We start from the raw sequence: 24,078 nt of genomic DNA on the forward strand, positions 1-24,078 counted from the left end.
CATGAAGCAAAAAGGGTTTACTCTTGTAGAAGTTATGATTTCACTATTTATTGGTGGTTTGATTTTAGGTGGTGTCATGTTTACTTTTATTAGCATGAAAATAAGCACAAAAGACACGATGAGCATCGGTGAACTCCAAGAGTCTGGCCGCTTAGCCATTAATATTATGCAACGCGATATAGAGCAAGTAGGCTTTTGGGGAACTTATTATGATGATTCATTTACTACAGCAAACACAACTGTTACCGCGACAGGGGTCGCCGGTGATTGCTCAGAGGGAGCTAATAACGGCAGCTTCCCAGATTTAACCAGTAGTAGTAATTTTCGTACTATTTATGCAAAAACGACTACCAGTAAAGATAACCTAAATTGCATTAACGATGGCATTATTCCTGCTAATGATAAAGAGACCGATATTCTTCAGCTCAAGTTTTTACAAGGTGATCCTCAATATGATGCTGTTGCAGGCACTAATACAACAAGCGATAAAATAAATTATTTTATCGCAGAACAAGAACAAGCAAGTTTTGTAACCGGTAAACATACCCCAACAAATATCAATGCAACTATTTGGCCATACAGTCATCATGTTTATTACATTAAAGAAGAAGAGTATTTAGTAAATAATCAAAAAATAAAAGTTCCCGCATTAAGACGAAAACGATTAGTTAATGGAAAAATGACCTCTGAAACGATAATGGAAGGAGTCGAAAATATGCGTTTTTTGTTTGGATTAGACACGAACAGTGACAGTCGAGTTGATACTTACAAAAGCCCCAGCACAATTACTGCTGCTGAATGGGAAAACCGCAGAGGTATATTAACGGTGCAAGTTTTTTTATTAATCCGTGCACTTCAACCAGACCCAGGAATAAAACTCAAAAACCAAAAATATACTTTAGGTGAGGGAGCTGGAAAGCGAGAATTAAATTTTAATGATAACTATAGAAGAACAGTTTTTACTACAACTATTCGTTTAAGTAATGTTGGAGGTAATTTATGGAAAATCTAAAGTCTTTACCAACTAAGCAGCAAGGTGTCGTGCTTATCACAGCATTAATAATGGTAATAGCCGTAACCGGTATTGCCGTTACATTAATGAGTAGCAGTACGATTGATATTAAAATTACCAACGCAGCCCAAGAGCGCGAGGTTGCAGAGAATCAACTAATTGGTGAAGTGCTAAGAGTGATTGCGTCAGAAGCTAAAAAGGGTGCTGGTAGTAACTTTTTTCTTACTCGAGATGAGACAAAAACAGATACCGGTAAGTTTGATAGTGACGGCAAAAAAAAATATAAATTCGAGAAAGATATTACAGAGGCAGGAAACGATATGAAAAGCATAATGACGAACATGAATCATGGTTCCTTAGAGCTTAACTGCCCTCGTAGCTATAGTTATACTGCCGGGGTTTCGTGCAATATGGTTCAAGTATCTACTACGATAGAATATGGCTCTAAAAGCAAACATCAACTAACCATAGTTACTGGTATAGCTCAAGAGATGGCCAGTACGGGTAAGGGGATTTAAGATGAAATTTAAACTTTATATAGCACTAGTTTTATTATTTACATCAGTAATTAATATGCATGCATACGCTGAGGATATTGAGATTTACGTAAATAAAGATGTAAAATTCGATGAAAAACCAAGAGTTCTTTTTATTTTTGATACGTCAGGAAGTATGGACGAGGAAGTTACATCAGCAGGCACAAGAGAGCGATGTTATATAAAGGAAAGAGAAAGTTACTTCTTTGGGCTTTTATGGCGTGATGTATATGTGGAACTAGGGCAGTGCTATGAAAGTAAAAGCAGCTATAGTGAATATAATCAACAATGTTACATAAACATTGGAGGTAGTTACAACCCCAATTATCAACCAAGTTGTGTTGATGAAGTTGAAGGTGGGACAAGGCTTGAGGTTGCAAAAAGAGCTGTAAAAGGTTTAATAAATGACAACAGTGATATTGACTTTGGTTTAATGCGTTTTAATTATAACGCAGGTAATGAACCCGGTGGCGGCTATGTGCTTGCTAGAATAGGTGCAAATGAAAATATACTGATTAATAAAATCAATGAGCTACCTGCGTATGGTTCAACTCCATTAACAGAAACTTTGTGGGAGGCATATTTATACATCACAGGACAAAATCTTAAGTTTGCGAGAAGGGTTAACGGCAGAGATAAAAGCATTGATGAAAATAGCAAGTACATATCACCTTTTAAACAAGATCAAGGAACTCCACTGCGCTGTGATAACTCTATTAATATTATTCTTATAACAGACGGTGAACCTCAAAATGATGATGAAGCTGATGGAAGTATAAATAAAGAATATAAAGGTATATTTGGAGCTAATTCGAGTTCATTTGGGAGCTATAAAAGTTATTTAGTAGCGTTAGCCAAAATTTTATATGGTACAGAGACTATATCTGTTGATTTATATCCTCAGACCTCTGAGGTGATTGATACGGGTAGGCTTTTTACTATAGGTTTTGGTGATGGAATGGGTGAAAATGCGCTCAAACTTTTAGAAGAAGCAGCTAAGGTTGGTGGTGGGGGTTATTTTGAAGCTAAATCAGCAGCAGCCCTTTCTTCTGCACTTAAAAATACAATTTCACAAATTAGAGAAGAAAATAGTACTTTCATTTCTCCATCAGTGGCCAGTAATAACGTAGATCAAACTCGAAGTCGAGATGCAATCTATTTTGCTATGTTTTATCCAGATAAAAGTACACGTTGGCGAGGTAATTTAAAAAAATTAAAAGTATCAGACGGAAAAATTATTGATTCATCGTTAAAGTTAGCACTCAATGAAGATGGATTAATTAGTAAGGATGCAAAAACCTTTTGGTCTGTTAATAATTCTGCAGATGGTAATTCGGTAAAAAATGGTGGCGTTAATGCAATGCTGGCAACTATAAAGGATAAAGATCGTAAAGTGCTAACGGATATCGGCTTTTTTAAGGCCGACAGTATTATTGATGCTATGGGTGAAAGCCAGGCAGCTAGTGCTTTCTTAATTGATAAGTCTGAGCTTGAAAATACGATTAATTGGGCGCGTGGGGTTGATGTTGATAATAAGAATCCTGAAAGCGAACAGCGTAATGATATCTTTGGTGATCCCTTACACTCTAGGCCTGTAGCAATAGATTATGGTAATAATGATATACGTATACTGATTGGTACTAATGCTGGCTTTTTACATATGTTTAAAGATGACGATGTAAATAATGAAGTTAAAGAAAGTTGGGCGTTTATACCGTCTGTACTTTTTAAAATAATTAAATCATTAAGAAAAGCAGAATCTGGTAAGCAATATGGCATGGATGGGCCTATTAGCGTGTATTCCAAAAATGAAAGTCTCAATAGTGATAACGTTAACGATGGTATTGTAGATGCGACAAAAGGAGATAATGTATGGGCTTTTGCTGGCATGCGACGTGGTGGAAGAAACTATTACGGCTTTAATATTACTGACCCAGATAACCCTAAGTTAAAATGGACAATTCAAGGCGGTGAAGGAGACTTCACAAAACTGGGTCAAACTTGGTCAAAGCCGCAAGTGGCATTTATAAAAGCTTTTGGTGATAAACCAGTACTGGTTTTTGGTGGTGGTTATGACACAAATAAAGATACTAGCTCAGAGGCTGACTCTGTAGGTAATAATATTTATATTGTTGACGCAAATACAGGTACTAAGCTTTGGTCATTACTAGATAATAATAATTTTAAAGGAAAACATAGTATTGCTGCAGATATAACTCTACTAGATTCTGATTATGATGGTTATATCGACAGAATATATGCTGCAGATACAGGAGGTGATATCTGGCGTATAGATATGCCGGGCGATAAGAAAGGAGCTTTTAATCACCATAAATTGGCTGAGCTAGGCGGGAGTGTTGATAGGCGTTTTTTTTACAAACCAATGGTTGCACGAACGCTATTTAGTAAAGTGACAATAAAGGGAGGTGTTACCACTAGACTAGACACCCCATTTGATGCAATTGTTATCGGCAGTGGGAAAAGAACAAACCCTAATGATGCTGAAACAGCAGATCAGTTGTTTATGATAAGAGATGAAAATACAGTTACACAATTATTTTCAGATAAAAAACCAGACGTAATAAAACCAGATAATTTAATGGTAATGAATGATGATCCATTTGGTAAGGCGTTAAATAACGTAACTGGCTTTATTGAATTAGAAGCAAAGCTTGGGGCAGAGTTTAAAGGGTGGCGATATAGATTAGCTGCAGGGGAAAAATCATTAGCGGCTGCAACAGTAATTGGTGGCGTTGCATATTTTACATCTTTCACACCTGCTTCAGAGTCATCGACTAAAAACCAATGCTCGCTCAGTGGCGGCGGCGGCTCACTTTATGCTTTTCATTTACATTACGGTACTAAAGTTTATGATGATTTAAAGTTTGCAACTAGTACTGAAGTACCTGATACACCACAGCTTTATTTTGGTTCTACTTGCGCCGATAGCGATGGTAATGGAAAGTGCGATGATGATTCTTCAAAAGTACCTAAAAGCCAATTCTATTTAATTGGACCGGGCATAAAAGGTGATAATGCTAAAAACCCGCTGGAACCACTTGAAATTACAGGGCCAGGATTAAAAGTTGTAGACGATAAAATACAACTTGTAAAAGATGAAACATTAGGGTTTGGTTTTAAAACACAGCAAACGTATATATATAAACGCGAAGAAAATAATGAAAATATACAGAACGAATAAGATTAAGGCGGCCGAAATGATAAAAAAACAACGTGGTTTTACCTTGATTGAGCTAATGATAGCTGTAGCTATTGTAGGGATTTTAGCCTCAATAGCACTGCCTAATTATACAGAATATGTAAAACGTGCCTCACGTGCAGAGGCAGTTGCAGCATTGTTAGATGCTGCAAACAAGGAGGAGCAGTATTTTGTGGATAATAGGGAATATACAGAGACATTTACTGATTTAGGGTTGCAAGACAAAACCGAGAATAAACATTTTGAATTAACGATTAAAGTGACGAATAAGAATGCTTTTACAATCATTGCAAAACCTGTGGCAGGGCCAGTAAAAGGAGATGGTGATTGCACTGAGCTTTTCATAACTGATACAGGTCTTAAAGGTGCTAAAGGCGCTAAAACAAACGACGGGGAAGATATTGACTACTGCTGGGGAAGGTAATTAAGGTTATTCTTCTTGGCATTTATCAGTTGATTTGATGCGAATTCTACCCGTTTGACTTACAGATAAAGCCAATCCTTCGAGATTGGCTTTATTGCTATTGGGGCAATATATAAAAGTCCCATTTTGAAAACCATTTAAAGAACCATCTGGACGAAATGTAATGGCGTTGCGCGGATACTCTAAAGTATCAGCATCATGAACATCCTCGAAAGTGCTTAAGAGTAGTTCATCATCATCTAGAGTCGTTGATTTATCTTTGTCGATAAACAGTGACATTTGACCATCCCATTCGTCTTTTGTGCATTGGCTGTTTTTTAGTGCGCAAAGCGTGACGTAAGTAGCATTTTCAATTGCGTAAAGGCGGCCGTAATTTATATTTCGGTGTAGCAGATTCACATGGTTATCTAATCGGTTTTTAGCCAAGAAGTCTGGATAAAACCACATCGATAATTGACTGATTACACTGACAACAGCAATTGATACCATTAATTCGAGAAGTGTCACTCCCTTGTTTTTTGATATTGATAATCTCATCCTTGAAGACCTGAGTTAATAAATGATTAACTCAGTCTAGTAAATGATACAAATATGACAAGATAAGTTTGTATGTTTTTTAGTCGCACGTTTCGTCAGTATCACCAAGATAAAAAGCTGTACCAGAGACAGATACGCTAAGTGCTTTATTGCTTTTGTTATCACTATTAGGACAATAAATAAAACCGGTCAACTCATCAACTTCTGGGTCGATAAGATTTGTTGTAATTCGTCCGCTAGTATCAAAACGAAGATAGCTATCACCCGTGAATTTTATTTTGTCATTAGAAGACACATCCGACATTACGCGTAGTAGGCTATCATTCTCAGTATCATAGCTACCATTATTATTAGCATCTATAAATAAGATCACAGTATTAGTTGAACCCCACCCACTTTTACATGTGAGATTGGAAGTGCCAAGATTTTTTGCACTGGGAACAGGACACACAATGACTATTTCATCTGTACTTGCTGCTTGAGAGCGTGCATAGCTAATATTTCTTTTTAACTCCAACAAAAAGTTCTCAGCTCTATTTTCTTCTAGCATATCGCTGCTATTCCAAAGTGCAATTGTGGCAATAATGCCTACAATAGCCACAGTCACCATCAGCTCTAGTAAAGTGAATCCGTATTGTATTTTTTTCATATTGATCCCGTAGGTTACTTATTGTTTTAGTATAGCTATTTTTATTAGCATAATCATAGCATGACAGATTGTTTTATCACCGTAATTCAATCGCTTTGTTTGCTATGAACCTCATGATTGTCTAAAATCGAGGCAACTGAAGCTTTCAAAAGTAATTACTATGAAAAAAATAGAAGCAATCATTAAACCGTTTAAGCTCGATGATGTGCGTGAAGCATTATCTGATGTAGGCATTACGGGTATGACAGTAAGTGAAGTAAAAGGGTTTGGGCGTCAAAAAGGCCACACAGAGCTATACCGTGGTGCTGAGTACATGGTTGACTTTTTACCTAAAGTAAAACTAGATATTGTGCTCGGTGATGAAGACGTAGAACGTGCTATTGATGTTATTGTTAAAACAGCACAAACAGGCAAAATTGGTGATGGTAAAATATTTGTCACTGACGTAGAACGTGTGGTTCGAATTCGTACTGCAGAAGAGGATGAAGAGGCTATATAGTCGAGTAAACCTCGTAAAAAAAGGCGCTAATTTTATAACTAGCGCCTTTTTCGTGTTATTTATTTCTGCTATTAAATTTACGCGTTTGCTCTGCATGCTGACTTAGTTCAGTCAAGCCAAGCTTCTCGTAACTTTTTTCCATCATGGCGAGTGCCGCATCAAGATAACTACTTTGTGAGTAGTGCTCTACCACATATTTACCGCGATTTGCGGCTGCTAAATAGGCTTCACGTTCGTAATAGTAAGTTGCCACTTTTAGCTCATAACGTGCCATGCGGTTTAATAACCAAACTAAACGACGCTTTGCTTCTGGCGCATAATCACTTTCTGGAAAACGTTTAACTAGAGTTGATAAGTCGGTATAAGCAACACGGGTGCGTTTAGCATCTCTGTCGGCTCTGTCTACACCAAAGTATTCTTGGAAAGCATTTTTATCCGCCTTAATATTAACCAAGCCACGCATGTAGTACATGTAATCTAAATCTTTGTGGTTTGGGTTTAAGCGAATAAAACGGTCGATTGTAGCAAGTGCTTGCTCTGTATTACCTGATTGGTAATGTGCATACACTAAATCCATTTGGACTTGTTTTGAAAACGGACCAAACGGATAGCGAGAGTCAATTGCCGTTAATAATTCAATTGCACGAGCGTATAAACCAGAATCAAGCGTTTGTTTTGCATCTTCGTATAGTGCTTGTGCCGATCTGTTGGGTACGCGTTGAATATCTTCTTGGTCAGGTGCAGACGAGCAGGCCCCTAAACTAAGCACTGAAACTGAAAAAACAATGGCGAATGCACGTTTCCCTATTTTATTTATCATTTTATTTGTTACCTTCGATGTCTTCGGCTAGGCCAAGTGGGTAAAACCGAGTAAACTATGCGTATTATGTTATGCTTTTATTAAAAGCGATTCTAACCCAGTCAAGCAAAGCTTGCACTGGTAAATTGGGTAAAGTTACTAATGTCAGAGCAAATATCTCTCCAAGCCGAGGTCCCAACAGACTTAGGTGGTAAACGTCTAGACCAAGTATTAGCACAATTGTTCCCTGATTATTCACGATCACGGATAAAAACGTGGATTTTAGATGATAAAATCACCGTTGATGGTGAAATTTTCAACACCCCGCGTGAAAAACTACTCGGTGGTGAAGTTGTAGCTGTTGAAACAACAATAGAAGCACCTCGTGAATACGAAGCACAAGATATCAAATTAAACATCGTTTATGAAGACGATGATATTTTAGTGATCAACAAACCAATGGGATTAGTGGTTCATCCTGGCGCAGGTAACCCTGACGGTACGGTGTTAAATGCTTTATTACACTACTACCCAGAAATTATTAATGTGCCACGAGCGGGTATTGTGCATCGTTTAGACAAAGATACAACAGGTTTAATGGTTGTCGCTAAAACGATTCAGGCACAAACACATTTAGTTAAAGCACTGCAAAAGCGCGAAAACTTCACACGTGAATATGAAGCGTTATGTAATGGCACTATGACAGCCGGTGGTATGGTTGAAAAACCAATTGGTCGTCATGCTACGCAGCGTACGCATATGGCAGTTCATGAAATGGGTAAACCAGCTATTACGCATTACCGTGTTGCCGAAAAATTCCGCGCCCATACACGTTTGCGTTTACGTCTTGAAACAGGGCGTACACACCAAATTCGTGTGCATATGGCGTACTTAAACCATCCATTAATTGGCGATCAATCTTATGGCGGTCGTCCTCGTCCACCAAAAGGGGCAACGCCTGAGTTATTTGAGTTACTGCGTAGCTTTAAACGCCAAGCGCTTCATGCCGTTAAATTAAGTATTGCGCATCCAATCACCGGTGAAATGATGACCTGGCAAGCGCCTATCCCTGATGATATGGTCCAAATGACTCAAGCATTGCGCGAAGACACAAAAGCAAACCCTGATATAGCGAGTTAACAATGTTTGGCTTATCAGCTACATGGCAATCTCTTCATGGTGTAGATACATTGAGTACTACACGTGAAGGGGGCGTATCTCAGCCTCCATTCGGTAGTTTGAATTTAGGGTTGCATGTAGGTGATAACAGCCAAGATGTATTAAATAACAGAGCACGTGTAAATGCTCATTTGCCTAAACCGGCAATTTGGTTAAATCAGGTTCATAGCGCTGATGTAATTACAGTGGATGAGCGATTTGACCCCAATCAAATATTCACAGGCGATGCGTTATATACGCAATTACGCAATCAACCTTTAGCCATAATGACCGCTGATTGTTTACCTATTTTACTCTCATCGAGTGACGGGCAAGAAGTGGCCGCAATTCATGCCGGTTGGCGAGGGTTAGAGCAAGGGGTGATAAACAATGCGCTGGCTTGTTTTAAAAATGCCTCGGCGAATATACATGCTTGGTTAGGTCCTGCAATAGGGGCTAATCAATTTCATGTCGGTCAAGAGGTAGTCGAGTTATTTACAGCAAATAACCCCCTAATGCACAGCGCGTTCAAAGCTCAAAATAATGAAAAGTATTTAGCTGATATTTATCTAATAGCAACTATTTTACTTAATCAACAGGGCGTTATAAACATTAGCGGGGGTGAGCATTGCACGGTTTCTCAAGCTAACTTGTTTTTTTCTTATCGGCGCGATGGCCAAACCGGTCGTATGGCAAGTTTGATCTGGCGCAAGTAAATAATCATTAGGTGATTATTTTTCCCTTAATACCTTGAACAAACCCGCTAATATACCCATCTATTAAGTAATTCTTTTTTTATAGGTAAACCCCCATGCGTTTAGATAGATTTACAAGTAAATTTCAGTCTGCGCTTTCAGATGCGCAATCATTAGCCCTAGGTCGCGATCATCAATTTATTGAACCTGTGCATCTAATGTACGCTTTGTTAAAACAAAGCGGCTCAAGTGTGCGTGCACTATTTGCACAAATGAGCATCAGCGTTGATGAACTCAACACTAAGTTATCACAAGAGATAGAAAAGTTATTTAAAGTGGAAGGTGTTGGTGGCGATGTACAGTTGTCAAATAACATGGTTTCACTGATAAACTTATGTGATAAGTACGCCCAAAAACGTAAAGATAAATACATTTCAAGTGAGTTGTTTGTATTAGTTGCGTGTGAAGATAAAGGCCCGCTTGGCAGTGTTTTTAAAGCACTTAACATTACTGCGAGTAAGGTTGAAACGGCAATTGAAGCGATTCGTGGTGGTCAAAAAGTTGACGATCCTAATGCGGAAGAAACACGTCAAGCACTTGAAAAGTACACCATCGATTTAACTGAGCGTGCAGAGCAAGGTAAGCTTGACCCTGTAATCGGTCGTGATGATGAAATTCGCCGCACTATACAAGTATTACAACGCCGTTCCAAAAATAACCCTGTGTTAATTGGTGAGCCAGGGGTGGGTAAAACAGCCATAGCTGAAGGGCTTGCACAGCGTATTATTAATGGTGAAGTGCCTGAGGGCTTAAAAAACAAGCGCGTATTATCACTTGATTTAGGCGCATTAGTTGCTGGTGCAAAATACCGAGGTGAATTTGAAGAGCGTTTAAAATCAGTACTTAATGAGTTGGCTAAAGAAGAAGGCCAAGTTATTTTATTTATTGATGAAATTCATACCATTGTTGGTGCTGGTAAAAGTGATGGCGCTATGGATGCGGGTAACATGTTAAAACCTGCCTTAGCACGCGGTGAACTCCATTGCGTAGGCGCAACCACTTTAGATGAATACCGTAAATACATTGAAAAAGATGCTGCGCTTGAGCGCCGGTTCCAAAAGGTATTAATAGAAGAACCTTCAGTAGAAGACACCATTGCTATTCTGCGTGGCTTGAAAGAGCGTTACGAGTTACACCATTCAGTGGAGATCACCGACCCTGCAATCGTTGCCGCAGCGCAGTTATCGCATCGTTATATTAGTGATCGCCAATTACCCGATAAAGCAATCGATTTAATTGACGAAGCGGGCTCTTCTATTCGCTTGCAAATTGATTCAAAGCCAGAAGCTTTAGATAAATTAGAGCGTCGCATTATCCAATTAAAAATTGAAGATAACGCATTGGCCAAAGAGAAAGATGAAGCAAGTCAAAAGCGCCGTACAGAAATGCTCGAGCTGATCACTGAGCTTGAAGGGCAATACCGTGAACTAGATGAAGTATGGAATGCAGAAAAAGCGTCTTTACAAGGCACGCAGGTTATTAAAGCTGAGCTAGAGCAGGCACGACTTGATTTAGAAGTGGCTCGCAGAGCAAGTGACTTGCAGCGTATGTCTGAACTGCAATATGGACGTATACCTGAGCTTGAGCGCAAACTCGATTTAGCATCACAAGCAGAAATGCAAGAAATGAGCTTGCTTAAAAATCAGGTGGGCGAAGATGAAATTGCAGAAATTTTATCACGTTGGACCGGGATCCCAGTGGCGCGTATGCTCCAAGGTGAACGTGAAAAACTATTACAAATGGAAGAGCAGTTACATAACAAAGTCATTGGTCAAGATGAGGCCGTCGTTGCGGTGGCTAATGCCATTCGTCGTTCGCGTGCAGGGCTTGCTGATCCCAATCGTCCAATTGGCTCGTTCTTATTTTTAGGGCCTACAGGGGTTGGTAAAACAGAACTGACCAAGGCACTAGCGGGCTATATGTTTGATACCGAAAGTGCCATGGTGCGTATAGATATGTCTGAGTTTATGGAAAAACACTCAGTCGCACGTCTAGTCGGTGCGCCTCCAGGGTACGTCGGTTACGAAGAAGGTGGTTATTTAACCGAAGCTGTTCGTCGTAAACCTTATTCGGTTATTTTGCTTGATGAAATAGAAAAAGCGCATCCAGATGTGTTTAATATTTTATTACAAGTCCTTGATGACGGTCGTTTAACGGATGGCCAAGGGCGTACGGTTGATTTTAAAAACACGGTTATCATTATGACCTCCAACTTGGGCTCAGATATCATTCAAGAGCAAGCGGGAAGTAATGATTATGACGAGCTTAAAGCAAAAGTTATGGGTGTTTTACATAATGAATTTAGACCCGAGTTCATTAACCGTATTGATGAAACTGTGGTATTTCACTCACTTTCACATAGTCATATTAAAGAAATTGCAGATATTCAGTTAAGCAAATTACGTCAACGATTGACAGAGATGGGGTATTTACTTGAGTTGACAGATGCTGCTCTTGAGCGAATTGCTGCCAGTGGCTTTGATCCTGTCTATGGCGCTCGTCCACTTAAACGGGCAATACAGCAAACCATTGAAAATCCATTAGCACAAAAACTGCTTAATAATGAATTTCAACCAGGTTGTATCATTGTCATTGATGCTAACGAAGACGGCTTAGTGTTTACGAGTCGATAATCTGAGCACAGCAAAAAGCCGCTGTTCACAGCGGCTTTTTTGTTTCTATTTTAGGGCGTTTGTTAAACTTTAAAAGTCAGTAATAAATCATTCACTTTTCTTGAGCCTTCCACTAGTTCAGCCGCACCACGTGCTACGCTAAAACTCAATTGTAAATTGTCATCCCCTAAGCCTTTAATCTTTTCAACATTGCTACCAATGTCTTTACTTACAACCTGTTGCTGTTCTGCTGCGGCTGAAATATCCGTGGCGAGCTGTGAAATTTCACTAATTTGAATAAAAATACTATCAAGCTCTTGTTGTGTTTGTCCTGTTGTATTAACACAGTCATCGGCTTGTTGTTTTGTGCTCTGCATGATTTTAGACCAGCTAAACAAGGTATCTTGAATTTCTTTAATTGAGCTGTGAATTTGTGCCGTGGCGTTTTGAGTTCGTGACGACAGCGCTCTTACTTCATCGGCAACGACTGCAAAACCACGCCCATGCTCACCGGCGCGTGCCGCTTCAATAGCCGCATTGAGTGCCAATAAGTTAGTTTGTTCAGCAATCCCTTCTATTTCACTCATGACTTGGCCAATTTTATCCGCTTCAGAGGCAAGCCCCGTTGCTGTGGCGGCCGCTTGCTCAACTTGTACAGCTAAGTCAGACACCATTTTACTGTTATCTGCAATATGATTCTTGATATCAGAGCAGCTTTGATAAGTAATGCCCACTTTATCAGCCGTGTTATTGGTATTATTAGAGATTTCACCAATCGTGGTACTCATTTGTGACATGGCTGAAGCAATTTGTTCTAGCTGAGTGCCTTGAGAAGAAATACCTTGCTCGGTCAACGTCGATTGTTGATCTAACCCTTGGGCAATGGTATTAAAACTCAAGGTTGAATCTTTTACCCGCCCTAGTACCGTTCTTAATTTAGCACTGAGCATCTGCTCTCTATAATCACTAATGCTGTGTGGGTGCGAGCCACTATACACATAACGAGATACAGAGTCTGCTTGGTTTTTTTGTTGTTTGAGGGTTGCAGGTGTGATTACCAGCTCATCATAATTTAAAACTAAAATAACAATACATACTAATAAGTTAATCGCGGCAAGCGAAAGAGAGCCCCACATTGCGACACTGGCTAACCAAATTAAAATACCCGCAATGCTCAAACCTTGTCTTAATGATGTGCGTTCGCGCCAGCTGAATAATGATTTATTAGCGTTAATTTTGGCATAGAGCTTTTGTGCTCTGCGTTTTGCGCGTTGCTCTAGTTTTATTCGCACAGACTGATAACCAATAAGTTGGCCATGCTCAAAAATAGGCGTTACAAATGCATCAACCCAATAATAGCGGCCGTCTTTACATAAGTTTTTTACTGCGCCACGCCACGAATGGCCTTGTTTTAAGGTGTCCCACATTTCTTTAAATGCAGCTTTTGGCATATCAGGGTGGCGAACGATATTGTGATTTTTATTTATCAGTTCATCCATCTCGTAGCCTGCGATACTACAAAACTCATGATTGGCATAAGTAATAACACCGCGTAAGTCAGTGGTTGAAACCAACTCTTGGTGTTCTTCGAAGTTAACTTCTTCATCTATTAAGCTTTGATTACGACGCATAGTGACTCTTTATCATTCTTTATTGTGGCGGCTATTGTAATTACTAAAACTAATGTACGTTAGTGATATGTGTAAAATAGCAGGAATAAGACATTTTTTTGATATTTATATGATCTTTATCAATATTAAGGGTAATTGAATTTTTCAGTTATGACAAACTTTTAGGGTTTAATTCTATCTTGTCAAAGCGTTTTAAAACGCCATGTTGTCAGCGGCGGATTATGGCAAATAATATGTAAAAGAAATTGTATATTCGTGGTGGCAATGGCAAGATTATCTTTTATAGCGTGAAACAAAGCGTGTTTAAAATCCAGTAAAAACTATATCTAATAAATTCATATAGTTTTTTCATCGTTTAATCTTGAGTAAAGGTAAAAAGACCCCATAACCTTATGATTAAGCCACTTGGCTCGAGGAAACTTTTTTTGACAACTTATAATTTAAAGAACACGCTCAACGCGCTATCTAATGCAGATAATCAACAGGCTATTAAAGGCATTATGCGCGGTATTGAGAGAGAATCATTAAGAATTAATCACGATGGTTCCATTTCAAAACAGGCTCATCCTCAAGGGGTGGGCTGTGCGCTCACCAATGGGCATATTACCACTGATTTTTCTGAATCTTTACTTGAGTTCATTACACCGGTTAGCGAGTCATCAACGCAAACCTTACAGCAGCTAAAAGATTTACAAAAGTTCACCCTAGAACATATGGGCGATGAATTGTTGTGGCCAATTAGTATGCCGTGCTTTATAAATCATCAAGACGATATTGTATTGGCACAATTTGGCGACTCTAATGTCGGTAAAATGAAAACCCTATATCGCGAAGGCTTGAAGAACCGCTACGGCAGTATGATGCAAGCGATTGCTGGCGTACATTTCAATATTTCTTTTCCACAAACGCTATGGCAGTCACTGCATTCATTAAAGCAAAGTAATGCGAAACTTGAAGATTTTATATCGGATAGTTACTTGGCGTTAATTCGTAACTTTAAACGTGAACTGTGGTTAATTAGTTACATGTTTGGCGCATCGCCGGCATTATGTAGCTCTTTTTTACAAGGGCGTAAAAGCGATTTACCGTTTAAAAAACTCGGTAAAGGCACTTTATATTTGGAAGTGGGTACCGCATTGCGTTTAGGCAACTTAGGCTATACCAATAGCGCACAATCGTCATTACGAGTAATGTATAACTCATTAGATGAATATGTCGCAGGACTTAAAAAAGCCATAAATACGCCTTCAGATATTTACGGCAGTATTGACGATTACACTAGTGCTACGCCAAAGCAATTAAATAAAAACATTTTGCAAATAGAGAACGAGTTTTACTCGCCAATTCGTCCTAAACGTAATGCAAAAAATGGTGAAACGCCCACCGATGCATTGCTAAGAGCGGGTATAGAATATATTGAAATTCGTGCATTGGATGTTAACCCGTTTAGTGAAGTTGGCATTGACTTAGAGCAAATACACTTTTTAGATGTGTTTTTAACTTATTGTTTATTAAAAGATTCAGCGCCTATGGATTGGAAAGAGCAAACTCGTAGCACTGAAAATCTTGATACTGTGGTTAACCAAGGTCGAGAACAAGGCTTGATGCTTAATTTTAATAATGAGCAGCGCAGCCTAGAATCTTGGGGTGATGAAATATTTAGTCAGTTGAGTGATGTTGCTCAGTGGATGGATACGGCTTACGATGTTGACTACTACTCAAACACCATTAAGCGCATGGCGACTTGGATTCATGATCCGGCATTAACGTATTCTGGTCGTTATGTTGAGCAGTTAAAAGCATCAGGGTTAGATAATGGCCACTTTGCACTCTCACTTGCTCAGAAGTACAAACAAAGCCATGAAACAGCAAGTTATACTGAATTTTCAAAATCGTGGCTAGAGCAACAAGCTGCAGAGTCGTACCAAGCTCAAAAGGCAATTGAACAAGCTGATAAACAATCATTTACTGCATTTTTAGATACATACTTCAGGGTCTGTTGACCTTTTCAAATTACAATTTGTTCAAACTAGGAGCGGTTTAATCGCGGCGCGAGGTTTGTAACCTAGTGGGCTAAGTAAAAACCGAGCAAAGCTTCCGCGTCCTGCTCACGCCCCTTACCTACATCCATGTAGGCAACAAAGAGTGAATCGCTCCTAGGCAGAACCCGAAGGGTAGCACCTGTTTGGCATTGATGCTGCGTTATCGCCTGTTTATGGGGAATAACCACACCACATAGGCTTTGCCTTGCCTAAATACCAAACAAGCTGCTGAAAATTTAACCTTGAAAGGTCAACAGACCCAAGTAAGTAGCAGGCAAAAAAAACGCAGCTCATAGTAGCTGCGTAAATATTCTTTAGGGATGAAACAATGCTGTACTGCTGCATTCATAGATTCAGACCCACACTTTTTTAAAAAGTTCAGTGAGATCTTAAAAAATGAAAAAAAATATTATTACCTTATCTTTGTTGCTCACTATAGCTGGGTGTGCAACAGCTCCCCCAAAGCAACCAGAAGATATTTGTAAAATTTTCGAAGAGAAATCTGACTGGTATTTTGATGCCAAAGACGCGCAGGAAAAGTGGGGCTCCCCAAAACATGTGTTAATGAGTATGATGTATCAAGAAAGTTCTTTTCGCCACGATGCAGCACCGCCTATGGAATACTTCTTATGGATAATTCCTACTGGTCGTGCAAGCGATGCCTATGGCTATTCTCAAGCTAAAACACCTACTTGGTCTGATTATATTCGTGAAACAGGTAACAGTGGCGCCGACAGAGACGAATTTGAAGATGCGATTGATTTTATGGCGTGGTTTGTTTATAAAACCCATAAAGTTAATGGTGTGTCTAAGTGGGACGCCTACGCACAGTATTTAAATTATCATGAGGGATGGGGCGGTTATAAACGAGGCACCTATCGTAAGAAAAAATGGCTAATGAGCGTTGCCAATAAAGTAAAACATCGGGCAAGCCGTTATGGCGCACAGCTAAGACGCTGCGAAGATGATTTAGATAAAGGTTGGTTAGAGCGATTGTTCTTTTAGATTAGATTAAAAAGGAGCCAGTAGGCTCCTTTTTTATTGGTTTATTTTTTACGTTTGTTTGGTTGAATTTTGACTTGTTTAATCATGTTTTCTTTTACCTCAAGTACTTCAACCGGATAGCCTGCAATACGAATACTTAAATTAGCATCAGGGATATCTTCTAAGTACTCCACAATCAAGCCACTTAATGTTTTAGGGCCGTCTAATGGGAATTCCCAGCCCATTTCTTTATTTAAGTCGCGAACGTTAGCACCGCCGTCGACAATATAAGAGCCATCGTTTTGTGTGGTTACTTCTTCACTCGGTGTCCGAGTTTGAGTGGTAGTAAAATCACCCACAACTTCTTCAAGAATATCTTCAAGAGTGACTAAGCCCTGAATGTCGCCATATTCATCAACAACAATACCAATACGTTCTTTTGATAACTGAAATTTTAGTAGCTGAGTGTTAAGCGAGGTGCCCTCAGGGATAAAGTAAATTTCACGTACCGCACGCAATAGCGAAGGCTTATCAAATTGCTCTTTAGTTAAAAGGCGAAGTGCATCACGAGAGTGAATAAAGCCAACAGCATCATCAATATTGTCGCGGTATAAAAGCACTCGAGTATGTTGAGCGTGAGTAAGTTGTTTACTGATTATTTTCCAATCGTCATTAATATCAATCGCCACAATTTCATTGCGAGGGATCATAATATCTTCGACGGTAACTTGTTCTAAATCTAAAATAGAGGTCAACATACTTTGATGACGAGCGGGGATCAGCGCCCCCGACTCATTTAGCACGGTTTTTAATTCTTCTTTACTCATGCTGTGCTCATCTATTTGTGCAGCGCTAATACCAAATAAGCGCAATATACCATTGGTCATCCAGTTAACAACGACAACAAATGGGAAGAGAATTTTTAGTAACCCTTTGAGTATCACCGAACTTGGAAAAGCGACTCGCTCAGGATAGAGGGCGGCCAGTGTTTTTGGCGTTACCTCAGCAAAAATCAGCACCACAAGTGTTAATGCACCTGTTGCTATAGCAATACCTAAATCACCATACAAACGAATACCAATAATGGTGGCAACTTGGGCAGCCGCAATATTGACAAGGTTATTGCCAATGAGGATAAGACCTATCAACCTGTCAGGTCGACTGAGTAATTTACTAACGCGTTTCGCAGCACGATGATTCTCTTTAGCGAGGTGTCGTAAACGAATACGGTTGATTGACATGATTCCGGTTTCTGACCCGGAGAAGTAAGCAGAAAAAAGTACTAATAAACCTAAAATGATAAACAGCGTACTTGTCGATATGTCGTCCAACGATGGATCCTTTTTTTATAAACCAATGCGTATTAAGCTAGAGTGAGCTTTCAGAGTCAAGTTAAAACTTATTTAGAATCACTTCTTGTATAAAACGGCTGCCAAAATAAGCGAGTGTGAGTGTAAATGCGGCCATCATAATACTCACTACCACCATTTTCCCTCGCCAACCTCGTTTTATATGGCCAACGGCAATCGTAGCAAAAATAGCCCAAGCAACTAAAGATAAGATTGTTTTATGAATAAACTCTTTGGCAAACATGCCATCAAGAAATACAAACCCTGTAATCAGCGCCACGCTTAATAATACTGTGCCTAAATTTAATAGTTGATAAAGTTGACGCTCTACCACCATTAGTGGCGGTAAATGGCTATGTACTATTGCTAAATCTTTACGTTTCAAACGTTTATCAATAAAGTAAAATTGTACGCCGTAAAGGGTGGCAATAATTAAGGTACAGTAGGCTAATAACGACAGTGAAATATGCGCAACTAACGCAAGCTCTACATTAATGCTATTAAGTAAAATGTGATGAGGAATAAACAGGCTAGCAATAGTTAACAGGGCAGCAAAGCCGTATACAACAGGTAATAGCAGTGTTGCAGGGAACTTTAAAGAGACGGTGGTGACACAAAGCACTATTACCCAACAAGTCAGTAATGCAACATTAACAATACTTAAATCTTGGCCATCGACTCTAAACACCGAGTTTACTAAAAGCAGCATATGCGCCAAAATAGCGACAGTGCTCAGTATTATGGTAATTTTTTGGCTTGGTCCCTGACGATGAAACAATCGCGAAAGCACGTGAGACGTTGCTAACACATAAAATAAACTGGCAATAATAGTTAAACTAATAATCAGCATTTTGCTTTGGCCACTTAATTGAAGTCAAATAATTCGTGTTCGTTATCTGGGCATTGTATTTTATAGCAACGCAAATGCATAGACCTTGTAAAAAGAAACTCAATAAGCAGCATTTCAGCACTGTATTGTATGCCACCATTTACGGTATACTATTTTCAATTGAATTTTAATAACATCGACCTTATTAATAGAGTTGATATAAACGTCTTTTCGGAACCGTTACATGTTTGAGAACCTCCAAGAACGATTAGGTAAAACCCTAAAAAATATTAGTGGCCGTGGTCGCTTAACTGAAGACAACATTAAAGATACACTTCGTGAAGTGCGAATGGCATTTTTAGAAGCCGATGTGGCGTTGCCTGTTGTTCGCGAGTTTGTAAAGCAAGTTAAAGAGCGTGCGGTTGGTGTTGAAGTCACCAAAAGCTTGAGCCCTGGCCAAGTATTTATAAAAATTGTTCGTGAAGAACTTGAAAAAGCCATGGGTGAAGCCAACGAAGAGCTAAGCCTTAACGCACAGCCCCCGGCGGTAGTGATGATGGCTGGTCTTCAAGGTGCGGGTAAAACCACCAGTGTAGGTAAGCTGGCTAAGTTTTTAAAAGAGCGCAAGAAGAAGTCTGTGCTAGTGGTGAGTGCCGATGTGTATCGTCCAGCAGCAATTAAGCAATTAGAAACCTTAGCAACAGAAGTTGATGTAGAATTTTTCCCAAGTGATATTTCGCAAAAACCAGTTGATATTGCAACTGCCGCCATTTCTCATGCGAAAAAGAAATTTATTGATGTTGTATTAGTCGATACTGCGGGTCGTTTGCATGTTGATAGCGACATGATGGATGAAATTAAAGCCTTGCATCATGCAATTAATCCAATCGAAACGCTATTCGTTGTTGATGCAATGACAGGTCAAGATGCGGCAAATACAGCAAAAGCATTTGACGAAGCTTTACCGCTGACCGGTGTGATACTGACTAAAACAGATGGTGATGCCCGAGGTGGTGCTGCTTTATCTATTCGTCATATTACTGGTAAGCCAATTAAGTTTATGGGTGTGGGTGAGCGTACTGATGCCCTTGAGCCTTTCCACCCAGACCGAATTGCTTCACGTATTTTAGGCATGGGTGATGTACTTTCATTAATCGAAGAAGTCGAGATGAAAGTAGACAAAGAACAAGCGGCAAAAGTAGCACAAAAAGTATTTAAAGGTGATGGCTTTACGCTGGATGACTTTGCTGATCAACTAAAGCAAATGAAAAACATGGGTGGCATGATGTCGATGCTCGATAAACTGCCTGGCATGCAAAACATCCCAGATGCGGTTAAAGGGCAAATGGGTGATAAAACCTTTATTCAAATGGAAGCGATTATTAGCTCTATGACCAAAAAAGAGCGTGCACGCCCAGAAATCATCAAAGGTTCGCGTAAAAAGCGTATTGCTGCGGGCTCTGGTACTCAAGTACAAGAGATCAATAAACTGCTTAAGCAATTTACGCAAATGCAAAAAATGATGAAGAAGATGAAAGGTAAAGGTGGCATGCAAAAAATGATGCGTGGCATGAAAGGGATGCTACCACCTGGCATGATGGGTGGCGGTGGTCCAAAATTTTAATAATTTAACCTTCAATACCTCCAATACGAGATAAAAAGTAATCAATAAAGAGGCAAAATGCCTCTTTATTGTTGGATAAACTATGCACAGAATAGCTTATTCATATACTTTTTCATCTTGGATCACGGTTTAATCTACTAAACTGGCTTTTTGCATCACTTCTTACTTGCATTGTTGCTAAAAACTCGTACAATTCACCGGCTCCCCATACTGGGGAGTAAATCTTATTAATGAAAACAGTCAATCTATTTAGAGGACGGTATGGTAACTATTCGTTTGCAACGTGGTGGCGCTAAAAAACGCCCTTTCTATCAAATTGTGGTTGCGGATAGCCGTTTCTCGCGTGACGGTCGCTTCATCGAGAAAGTAGGTTTCTTTAACCCAATTGCTTCAGGTCAAGAAGAAAAACTTCGTTTAGATTTACCACGTGTTGAACACTGGTTAGGTCAAGGCGCAGGTCTTTCAGATCGTGTAGCTAAATTAGTTAAAGACGCTCGTAAAGCGGCTTAATAGGCGTAAGTGTAACCATGAGTCAAGAGAACACCTCATCAATAATTGTCGTAGGAAAGCTCGGCGCCCCATATGGTATAAAGGGCTGGCTTAAGGTGCATTCATTTACTGATGATCCCCAAGGGATCTTCGATTTCAGCCCGTGGTTGATAGGGCAGCAAGGTAAATGGCAATCCTTAGAAGTGGTCGACTGGCGTCGCCACAACAAAGGCTTTATCGCTAAGTTTGCGCAAGTAAATGACAGAGACCAAGCAATGGCTTATACCAATGTAGAAATTTCTGTTGATTCAGCGCAGCTACCAGAATTACCGCAAGGTGAATTCTATTGGCGAGATCTCATCGGCATGTCGGTTGTAACTGATAAAGGTTATAACTTAGGTATTGTTGATGACCTTATGGAGACAGGCTCAAATGATGTACTAGTTGTGAAAGCAAACAGTAAAGATGCATTTGGCCAAGCAGAACGTTTAATTCCTTTTTTAACTGATTCAGTTATTCAAGAAGTTAAATATGATGCGAAAGAAATTACTGTAGATTGGGATCCAAGCTTTTAATGAGTCAAACAAGTTCGTTGTGGGTAGGGGTTATCAGCCTTTTCCCGGATATGTTTGATGCCATTACAACGCAAGGTGTAACCGGTCGTGCTGTTAAAAATGGCTTAATCGATTTTAACTGCTGGAATCCACGAGACTATGCAACTGATAAGCATAGAACCGTAGATGATCGTCCTTACGGGGGCGGGCCAGGCATGTTAATGATGGTTGAACCATTAAAACAAGCCATTCTTGCTGCCAAACAGGCTGCAGGTGATGGTGCAAAAGTAATTTATATGTCGCCACAAGGGCGCAAATTAGATCAGCAAGGGGCTAGCGAACTCGCAAACTCTGAAAAACTGATTTTAATTGCCGGTCGCTATGAAGGTATAGACGAGAGAATAATAGAATCGTACGTTGACGAAGAATGGTCAATTGGTGATTTTATTTTGAGTGGGGGTGAACTACCTGCCATGACATTAATTGACGCAGTAGCGCGATTAGTGCCAGGGGTTTTAGGACACAACCAGTCAGCAGAGCAAGATTCATTTTCGGATGGCTTGCTAGATTGTCCTCACTATACACGGCCAGAAACATTGGACGACAAACAGGTGCCTGCTGTATTACTCAGCGGAAACCACCAAGAGATAGCAAAATGGCGGCTTATGCAGTCATTAGGTAGAACTTGGCTTCGCCGTCCTGACTTGTTGCATAACCTAGCTCTGACTGAGGAGCAAGCGGTATTACTCGCGAAATTTCAGCAAGAGTACCAAAAAGCTTGTGGCTAGAAGACAGTTACACCTAGGAAAGTGAGAAACATAATGGCAAAAGTAAACCAAAATATTATTAAAGCGCTTGAAGAAGAGCAGCTTAAAACAGACGTACCTGCATTCGGCGCTGGTGATACAGTAGTTGTACAGGTAAAAGTAAAAGAAGGTGCTAAAGAGCGTCTACAGGCCTTTGAAGGTGTTGTAATCGCTAAGCGTAATCGTGGTCTTCACTCAGCATTCACAGTTCGTAAAATCTCGAACGGTGAAGGTGTTGAGCGTGTATTCCAAACGCACAGCCCTCTTATTGATAGCGTAACAGTTAAGCGTCGCGGTGCGGTTCGTCGTGCTAAGCTTTACTATCTACGTGAGCGTTCTGGTAAATCTGCACGTATTAGAGAAAAACTTAACTAATACGCGCTGTTTATCAACGCAAAAAAACGGGTTGCAACCTTTGGGTTGCAACCCGTTTTGGTTTTAATGCTATTGCGGTTTTTTATATCGCTACATTCAAAAACCAATACACACCTTAACCTGCATGCGTTAAAGTGTGGTTCACTTCAAATCACAATATCTTCTCACTTCTTGCAAAAATGATGTACAAAAATGAATGATAAAACGATAGTTACACACAACGGCAATTTTCACGCAGATGATGTTTTTAGTATCGCTGCACTTAAAATTATTTTCCCTTCTTTTACCCTGATCCGCACACGCGATAATGCGATTATTAATGACGCCGATGTGGTTATTGATGTTGGTGGTCAATATGACCCAGAAACTAACCGGTTTGATCATCATCAGCGTGGCGGTGCTGGCGCTCGTGAAAATGGTATTCCTTTTTCGTCATTTGGCTTGGTGTGGAAAAAATATGGCTTAGCAATATGTGATGATAACCAAGATGTGGCGAATGCGGTGGATGCAGGGCTTGTATCAACTATTGATGCCATTGATTGTGGTCATGTTGAAGGGGTTGCTACAGGCATTAGCTTAAGCCAAACAATTTCTATGTTTAACCCAACATGGGAAGAGGAAAGTGATTTTGATGCTGCTTTTTATCAAGCGGTTGAATTTGCACACACTTTACTGATTCGTTTTGTAGCTTCTGCCCGAGGTGGTTTAAACGCTAAAAAGATTGTTGCTCAAGCAATAAAACAAGCTGATGATCCTCGATTAATCGTGTTAGAGCGCTATACTCCGTGGAAAAAAACCGTACATAGTTTATCTGATGAGGCATTATTTGTCGTTTACCCATCTCATTCAGGCAAGTGGATAGTGCAAACGGTGCCTGCAGAATTAGGCTCTTTTGAAGACAGAAAGTCATTACCTGCACCATGGGCAGGATTATCAGATGAAGAATTTCAAGCGGTAACCGGTATCGATGATGCTATGTTTTGTCACAATGGCTTATTTATCGCTGGCGCAGAATCATTCGACAGTGTTATGTCGCTTGCGGCTATGGCATTAGAATACTAATAGTTCTCCTTAACCGCTCGCCGGTTACTTAATAAAAGTGGCTTTAGCCACTTTTTAAGATTCTCTACTTAACCTGAACCTACGTAAATTCAATGTAGTTAGCGCTGAAATAGCTGCTTGAAATAGATTTAT

22 protein-coding genes are annotated in these 24,078 nt (G+C 39.7%); 16 read left to right on the forward strand and 6 right to left on the reverse strand.

What is annotated here, in order from left to right; genetic code table 11:
- The first annotated feature begins 1 nt into the window (after position 1).
- The 4 genes from MTN96_RS16030 to MTN96_RS16045 are packed head-to-tail and all read left to right on the forward strand — an operon-like array spanning position 2 to position 5,192.
- Positions 2-1,012 carry a PilW family protein gene (locus MTN96_RS16030; RefSeq protein ID WP_069440279.1) on the forward strand — a complete coding sequence of 337 codons (1,011 nt, stop codon included), beginning with the start codon at positions 2-4 and terminating at the stop codon, positions 1,010-1,012.
- The gene (locus MTN96_RS16035; protein ID WP_069440278.1) at positions 1,000-1,530 is read left to right on the forward strand and encodes a pilus assembly protein PilX; all 531 of its coding nucleotides are present in this window, start codon (positions 1,000-1,002) and stop codon (positions 1,528-1,530) included. The genes MTN96_RS16030 and MTN96_RS16035 overlap by 13 nt, the downstream gene beginning before the upstream one ends.
- 1 nt (position 1,531) lies before the next feature.
- Positions 1,532-4,750, forward strand: a complete 3,219-nt coding sequence (locus MTN96_RS16040) for a PilC/PilY family type IV pilus protein (RefSeq protein ID WP_069440277.1) — start codon at positions 1,532-1,534, stop codon at positions 4,748-4,750.
- Positions 4,751-4,766: 16 nt separating this feature from the next.
- A complete protein-coding gene (locus MTN96_RS16045; RefSeq protein ID WP_069440343.1) occupies positions 4,767-5,192 on the forward strand; it encodes a type IV pilin protein in 426 nt (141 codons plus the stop codon).
- Between the two features lie 6 nt (positions 5,193-5,198).
- Here MTN96_RS16045 and MTN96_RS16050 read toward each other — a convergent pair whose 3' ends face one another.
- The gene (locus MTN96_RS16050; RefSeq protein ID WP_069440276.1) at positions 5,199-5,729 is read right to left on the reverse strand and encodes a GspH/FimT family pseudopilin; all 531 of its coding nucleotides are present in this window, start codon (positions 5,727-5,729) and stop codon (positions 5,199-5,201) included.
- Positions 5,730-5,808: 79 nt separating this feature from the next.
- The gene (locus tag MTN96_RS16055; RefSeq protein WP_069440275.1) at positions 5,809-6,378 is read right to left on the reverse strand and encodes a GspH/FimT family pseudopilin; all 570 of its coding nucleotides are present in this window, start codon (positions 6,376-6,378) and stop codon (positions 5,809-5,811) included.
- 160 nt (positions 6,379-6,538) lie between these two features.
- Here MTN96_RS16055 and MTN96_RS16060 point away from each other — a divergent pair, with 160 nt between their 5' ends.
- Complete coding sequence (locus MTN96_RS16060; RefSeq protein WP_013464483.1) at positions 6,539-6,877, forward strand: P-II family nitrogen regulator; 339 nt, start codon at positions 6,539-6,541, stop codon at positions 6,875-6,877.
- Positions 6,878-6,932: 55 nt separating this feature from the next.
- On the opposite strand, the gene MTN96_RS16065 is transcribed toward MTN96_RS16060, so the two are convergent.
- Entirely contained in the window at positions 6,933-7,697 is a 765-nt protein-coding gene (locus tag MTN96_RS16065; protein ID WP_013464484.1) for an outer membrane protein assembly factor BamD, read from the reverse strand.
- A gap of 141 nt (positions 7,698-7,838) precedes the next feature.
- Here MTN96_RS16065 and rluD point away from each other — a divergent pair, with 141 nt between their 5' ends.
- From rluD to clpB, 3 genes are all read left to right on the forward strand, one after another.
- Positions 7,839-8,816: a 23S rRNA pseudouridine(1911/1915/1917) synthase RluD gene (gene rluD, locus MTN96_RS16070; protein WP_013464485.1), complete on the forward strand. Its 978-nt coding sequence runs from the start codon at positions 7,839-7,841 to the stop codon at positions 8,814-8,816.
- A 2-nt stretch (positions 8,817-8,818) separates the two neighbouring features.
- Positions 8,819-9,550: a peptidoglycan editing factor PgeF gene (gene pgeF / locus MTN96_RS16075; protein WP_069440274.1), complete on the forward strand. Its 732-nt coding sequence runs from the start codon at positions 8,819-8,821 to the stop codon at positions 9,548-9,550.
- 95 nt (positions 9,551-9,645) lie between these two features.
- Positions 9,646-12,222: an ATP-dependent chaperone ClpB gene (gene clpB / locus MTN96_RS16080; protein ID WP_036983227.1), complete on the forward strand. Its 2,577-nt coding sequence runs from the start codon at positions 9,646-9,648 to the stop codon at positions 12,220-12,222.
- Positions 12,223-12,284: 62 nt separating this feature from the next.
- Here clpB and MTN96_RS16085 read toward each other — a convergent pair whose 3' ends face one another.
- Positions 12,285-13,832 (reverse strand): PAS domain-containing methyl-accepting chemotaxis protein, encoded by a 1,548-nt coding sequence (locus MTN96_RS16085; RefSeq protein ID WP_069440273.1) that lies wholly within the window; start codon positions 13,830-13,832, stop codon positions 12,285-12,287.
- 425 nt (positions 13,833-14,257) lie between these two features.
- Here MTN96_RS16085 and gshA point away from each other — a divergent pair, with 425 nt between their 5' ends.
- Positions 14,258-15,835: a glutamate--cysteine ligase gene (gshA, locus tag MTN96_RS16090; RefSeq protein ID WP_069440342.1), complete on the forward strand. Its 1,578-nt coding sequence runs from the start codon at positions 14,258-14,260 to the stop codon at positions 15,833-15,835.
- Positions 15,836-16,270: 435 nt separating this feature from the next.
- Entirely contained in the window at positions 16,271-16,879 is a 609-nt protein-coding gene (locus tag MTN96_RS16095; protein WP_013464490.1) for a transglycosylase SLT domain-containing protein, read from the forward strand.
- 41 nt (positions 16,880-16,920) lie between these two features.
- On the opposite strand, the gene MTN96_RS16100 is transcribed toward MTN96_RS16095, so the two are convergent.
- The gene (locus MTN96_RS16100; protein ID WP_013464491.1) at positions 16,921-18,189 is read right to left on the reverse strand and encodes an HlyC/CorC family transporter; all 1,269 of its coding nucleotides are present in this window, start codon (positions 18,187-18,189) and stop codon (positions 16,921-16,923) included.
- 61 nt (positions 18,190-18,250) lie between these two features.
- Entirely contained in the window at positions 18,251-19,057 is an 807-nt protein-coding gene (locus MTN96_RS16105; protein ID WP_069440272.1) for an inner membrane protein YpjD, read from the reverse strand.
- A gap of 223 nt (positions 19,058-19,280) precedes the next feature.
- Between MTN96_RS16105 and ffh the strand changes: the two genes are divergently transcribed.
- From ffh to MTN96_RS16135, 6 genes are all read left to right on the forward strand, one after another.
- On the forward strand, positions 19,281-20,660 hold the full coding sequence (gene ffh / locus MTN96_RS16110; RefSeq protein ID WP_008464738.1) for a signal recognition particle protein: 1,380 nt from the start codon (positions 19,281-19,283) through the stop codon (positions 20,658-20,660).
- 261 nt (positions 20,661-20,921) lie between these two features.
- Positions 20,922-21,170 carry a 30S ribosomal protein S16 gene (gene rpsP / locus MTN96_RS16115; protein WP_008114468.1) on the forward strand — a complete coding sequence of 83 codons (249 nt, stop codon included), beginning with the start codon at positions 20,922-20,924 and terminating at the stop codon, positions 21,168-21,170.
- Between the two features lie 17 nt (positions 21,171-21,187).
- Positions 21,188-21,724, forward strand: coding sequence for a ribosome maturation factor RimM (rimM, locus tag MTN96_RS16120; RefSeq protein ID WP_008114470.1), 537 nt, complete (start codon positions 21,188-21,190; stop codon positions 21,722-21,724).
- Positions 21,724-22,491, forward strand: a complete 768-nt coding sequence (gene trmD, locus MTN96_RS16125; protein ID WP_248532220.1) for a tRNA (guanosine(37)-N1)-methyltransferase TrmD — start codon at positions 21,724-21,726, stop codon at positions 22,489-22,491. The genes rimM and trmD overlap by 1 nt, the downstream gene beginning before the upstream one ends.
- Positions 22,492-22,524: 33 nt before the next feature.
- On the forward strand, positions 22,525-22,884 hold the full coding sequence (rplS, locus tag MTN96_RS16130; RefSeq protein WP_008114473.1) for a 50S ribosomal protein L19: 360 nt from the start codon (positions 22,525-22,527) through the stop codon (positions 22,882-22,884).
- Between the two features lie 192 nt (positions 22,885-23,076).
- Entirely contained in the window at positions 23,077-23,946 is an 870-nt protein-coding gene (locus MTN96_RS16135; RefSeq protein ID WP_248532221.1) for an MYG1 family protein, read from the forward strand.
- Positions 23,947-24,078 lie beyond the last annotated feature (132 nt).

This window comes from Pseudoalteromonas sp. 2CM28B (assembly GCF_023161935.1).

What these genes read in the sequence shown, in the direction of transcription:
- MTN96_RS16030 (WP_069440279.1), top strand. Translation starts at nt 2, where the DNA reads ATGAAGCAAAAAGGGTTTACTCTTGTAGAAGTTATGATTTCACTATTT.
- MTN96_RS16035 (WP_069440278.1), top strand. Translation starts at nt 1,000, where the DNA reads ATGGAAAATCTAAAGTCTTTACCAACTAAGCAGCAAGGTGTCGTGCTT.
- MTN96_RS16040 (WP_069440277.1), top strand. Translation starts at nt 1,532, where the DNA reads ATGAAATTTAAACTTTATATAGCACTAGTTTTATTATTTACATCAGTA.
- MTN96_RS16045 (WP_069440343.1), top strand. Translation starts at nt 4,767, where the DNA reads ATGATAAAAAAACAACGTGGTTTTACCTTGATTGAGCTAATGATAGCT.
- MTN96_RS16050 (WP_069440276.1), bottom strand. Translation starts at nt 5,729, where the DNA reads ATGAGATTATCAATATCAAAAAACAAGGGAGTGACACTTCTCGAATTA.
- MTN96_RS16055 (WP_069440275.1), bottom strand. Translation starts at nt 6,378, where the DNA reads ATGAAAAAAATACAATACGGATTCACTTTACTAGAGCTGATGGTGACT.
- MTN96_RS16060 (WP_013464483.1), top strand. Translation starts at nt 6,539, where the DNA reads ATGAAAAAAATAGAAGCAATCATTAAACCGTTTAAGCTCGATGATGTG.
- MTN96_RS16065 (WP_013464484.1), bottom strand. Translation starts at nt 7,697, where the DNA reads ATGATAAATAAAATAGGGAAACGTGCATTCGCCATTGTTTTTTCAGTT.
- rluD (WP_013464485.1), top strand. Translation starts at nt 7,839, where the DNA reads ATGTCAGAGCAAATATCTCTCCAAGCCGAGGTCCCAACAGACTTAGGT.
- pgeF (WP_069440274.1), top strand. Translation starts at nt 8,819, where the DNA reads ATGTTTGGCTTATCAGCTACATGGCAATCTCTTCATGGTGTAGATACA.
- clpB (WP_036983227.1), top strand. Translation starts at nt 9,646, where the DNA reads ATGCGTTTAGATAGATTTACAAGTAAATTTCAGTCTGCGCTTTCAGAT.
- MTN96_RS16085 (WP_069440273.1), bottom strand. Translation starts at nt 13,832, where the DNA reads ATGCGTCGTAATCAAAGCTTAATAGATGAAGAAGTTAACTTCGAAGAA.
- MTN96_RS16095 (WP_013464490.1), top strand. Translation starts at nt 16,271, where the DNA reads ATGAAAAAAAATATTATTACCTTATCTTTGTTGCTCACTATAGCTGGG.
- MTN96_RS16105 (WP_069440272.1), bottom strand. Translation starts at nt 19,057, where the DNA reads ATGCTGATTATTAGTTTAACTATTATTGCCAGTTTATTTTATGTGTTA.
- ffh (WP_008464738.1), top strand. Translation starts at nt 19,281, where the DNA reads ATGTTTGAGAACCTCCAAGAACGATTAGGTAAAACCCTAAAAAATATT.
- rpsP (WP_008114468.1), top strand. Translation starts at nt 20,922, where the DNA reads ATGGTAACTATTCGTTTGCAACGTGGTGGCGCTAAAAAACGCCCTTTC.
- rimM (WP_008114470.1), top strand. Translation starts at nt 21,188, where the DNA reads ATGAGTCAAGAGAACACCTCATCAATAATTGTCGTAGGAAAGCTCGGC.
- trmD (WP_248532220.1), top strand. Translation starts at nt 21,724, where the DNA reads ATGAGTCAAACAAGTTCGTTGTGGGTAGGGGTTATCAGCCTTTTCCCG.
- rplS (WP_008114473.1), top strand. Translation starts at nt 22,525, where the DNA reads ATGGCAAAAGTAAACCAAAATATTATTAAAGCGCTTGAAGAAGAGCAG.
- MTN96_RS16135 (WP_248532221.1), top strand. Translation starts at nt 23,077, where the DNA reads ATGAATGATAAAACGATAGTTACACACAACGGCAATTTTCACGCAGAT.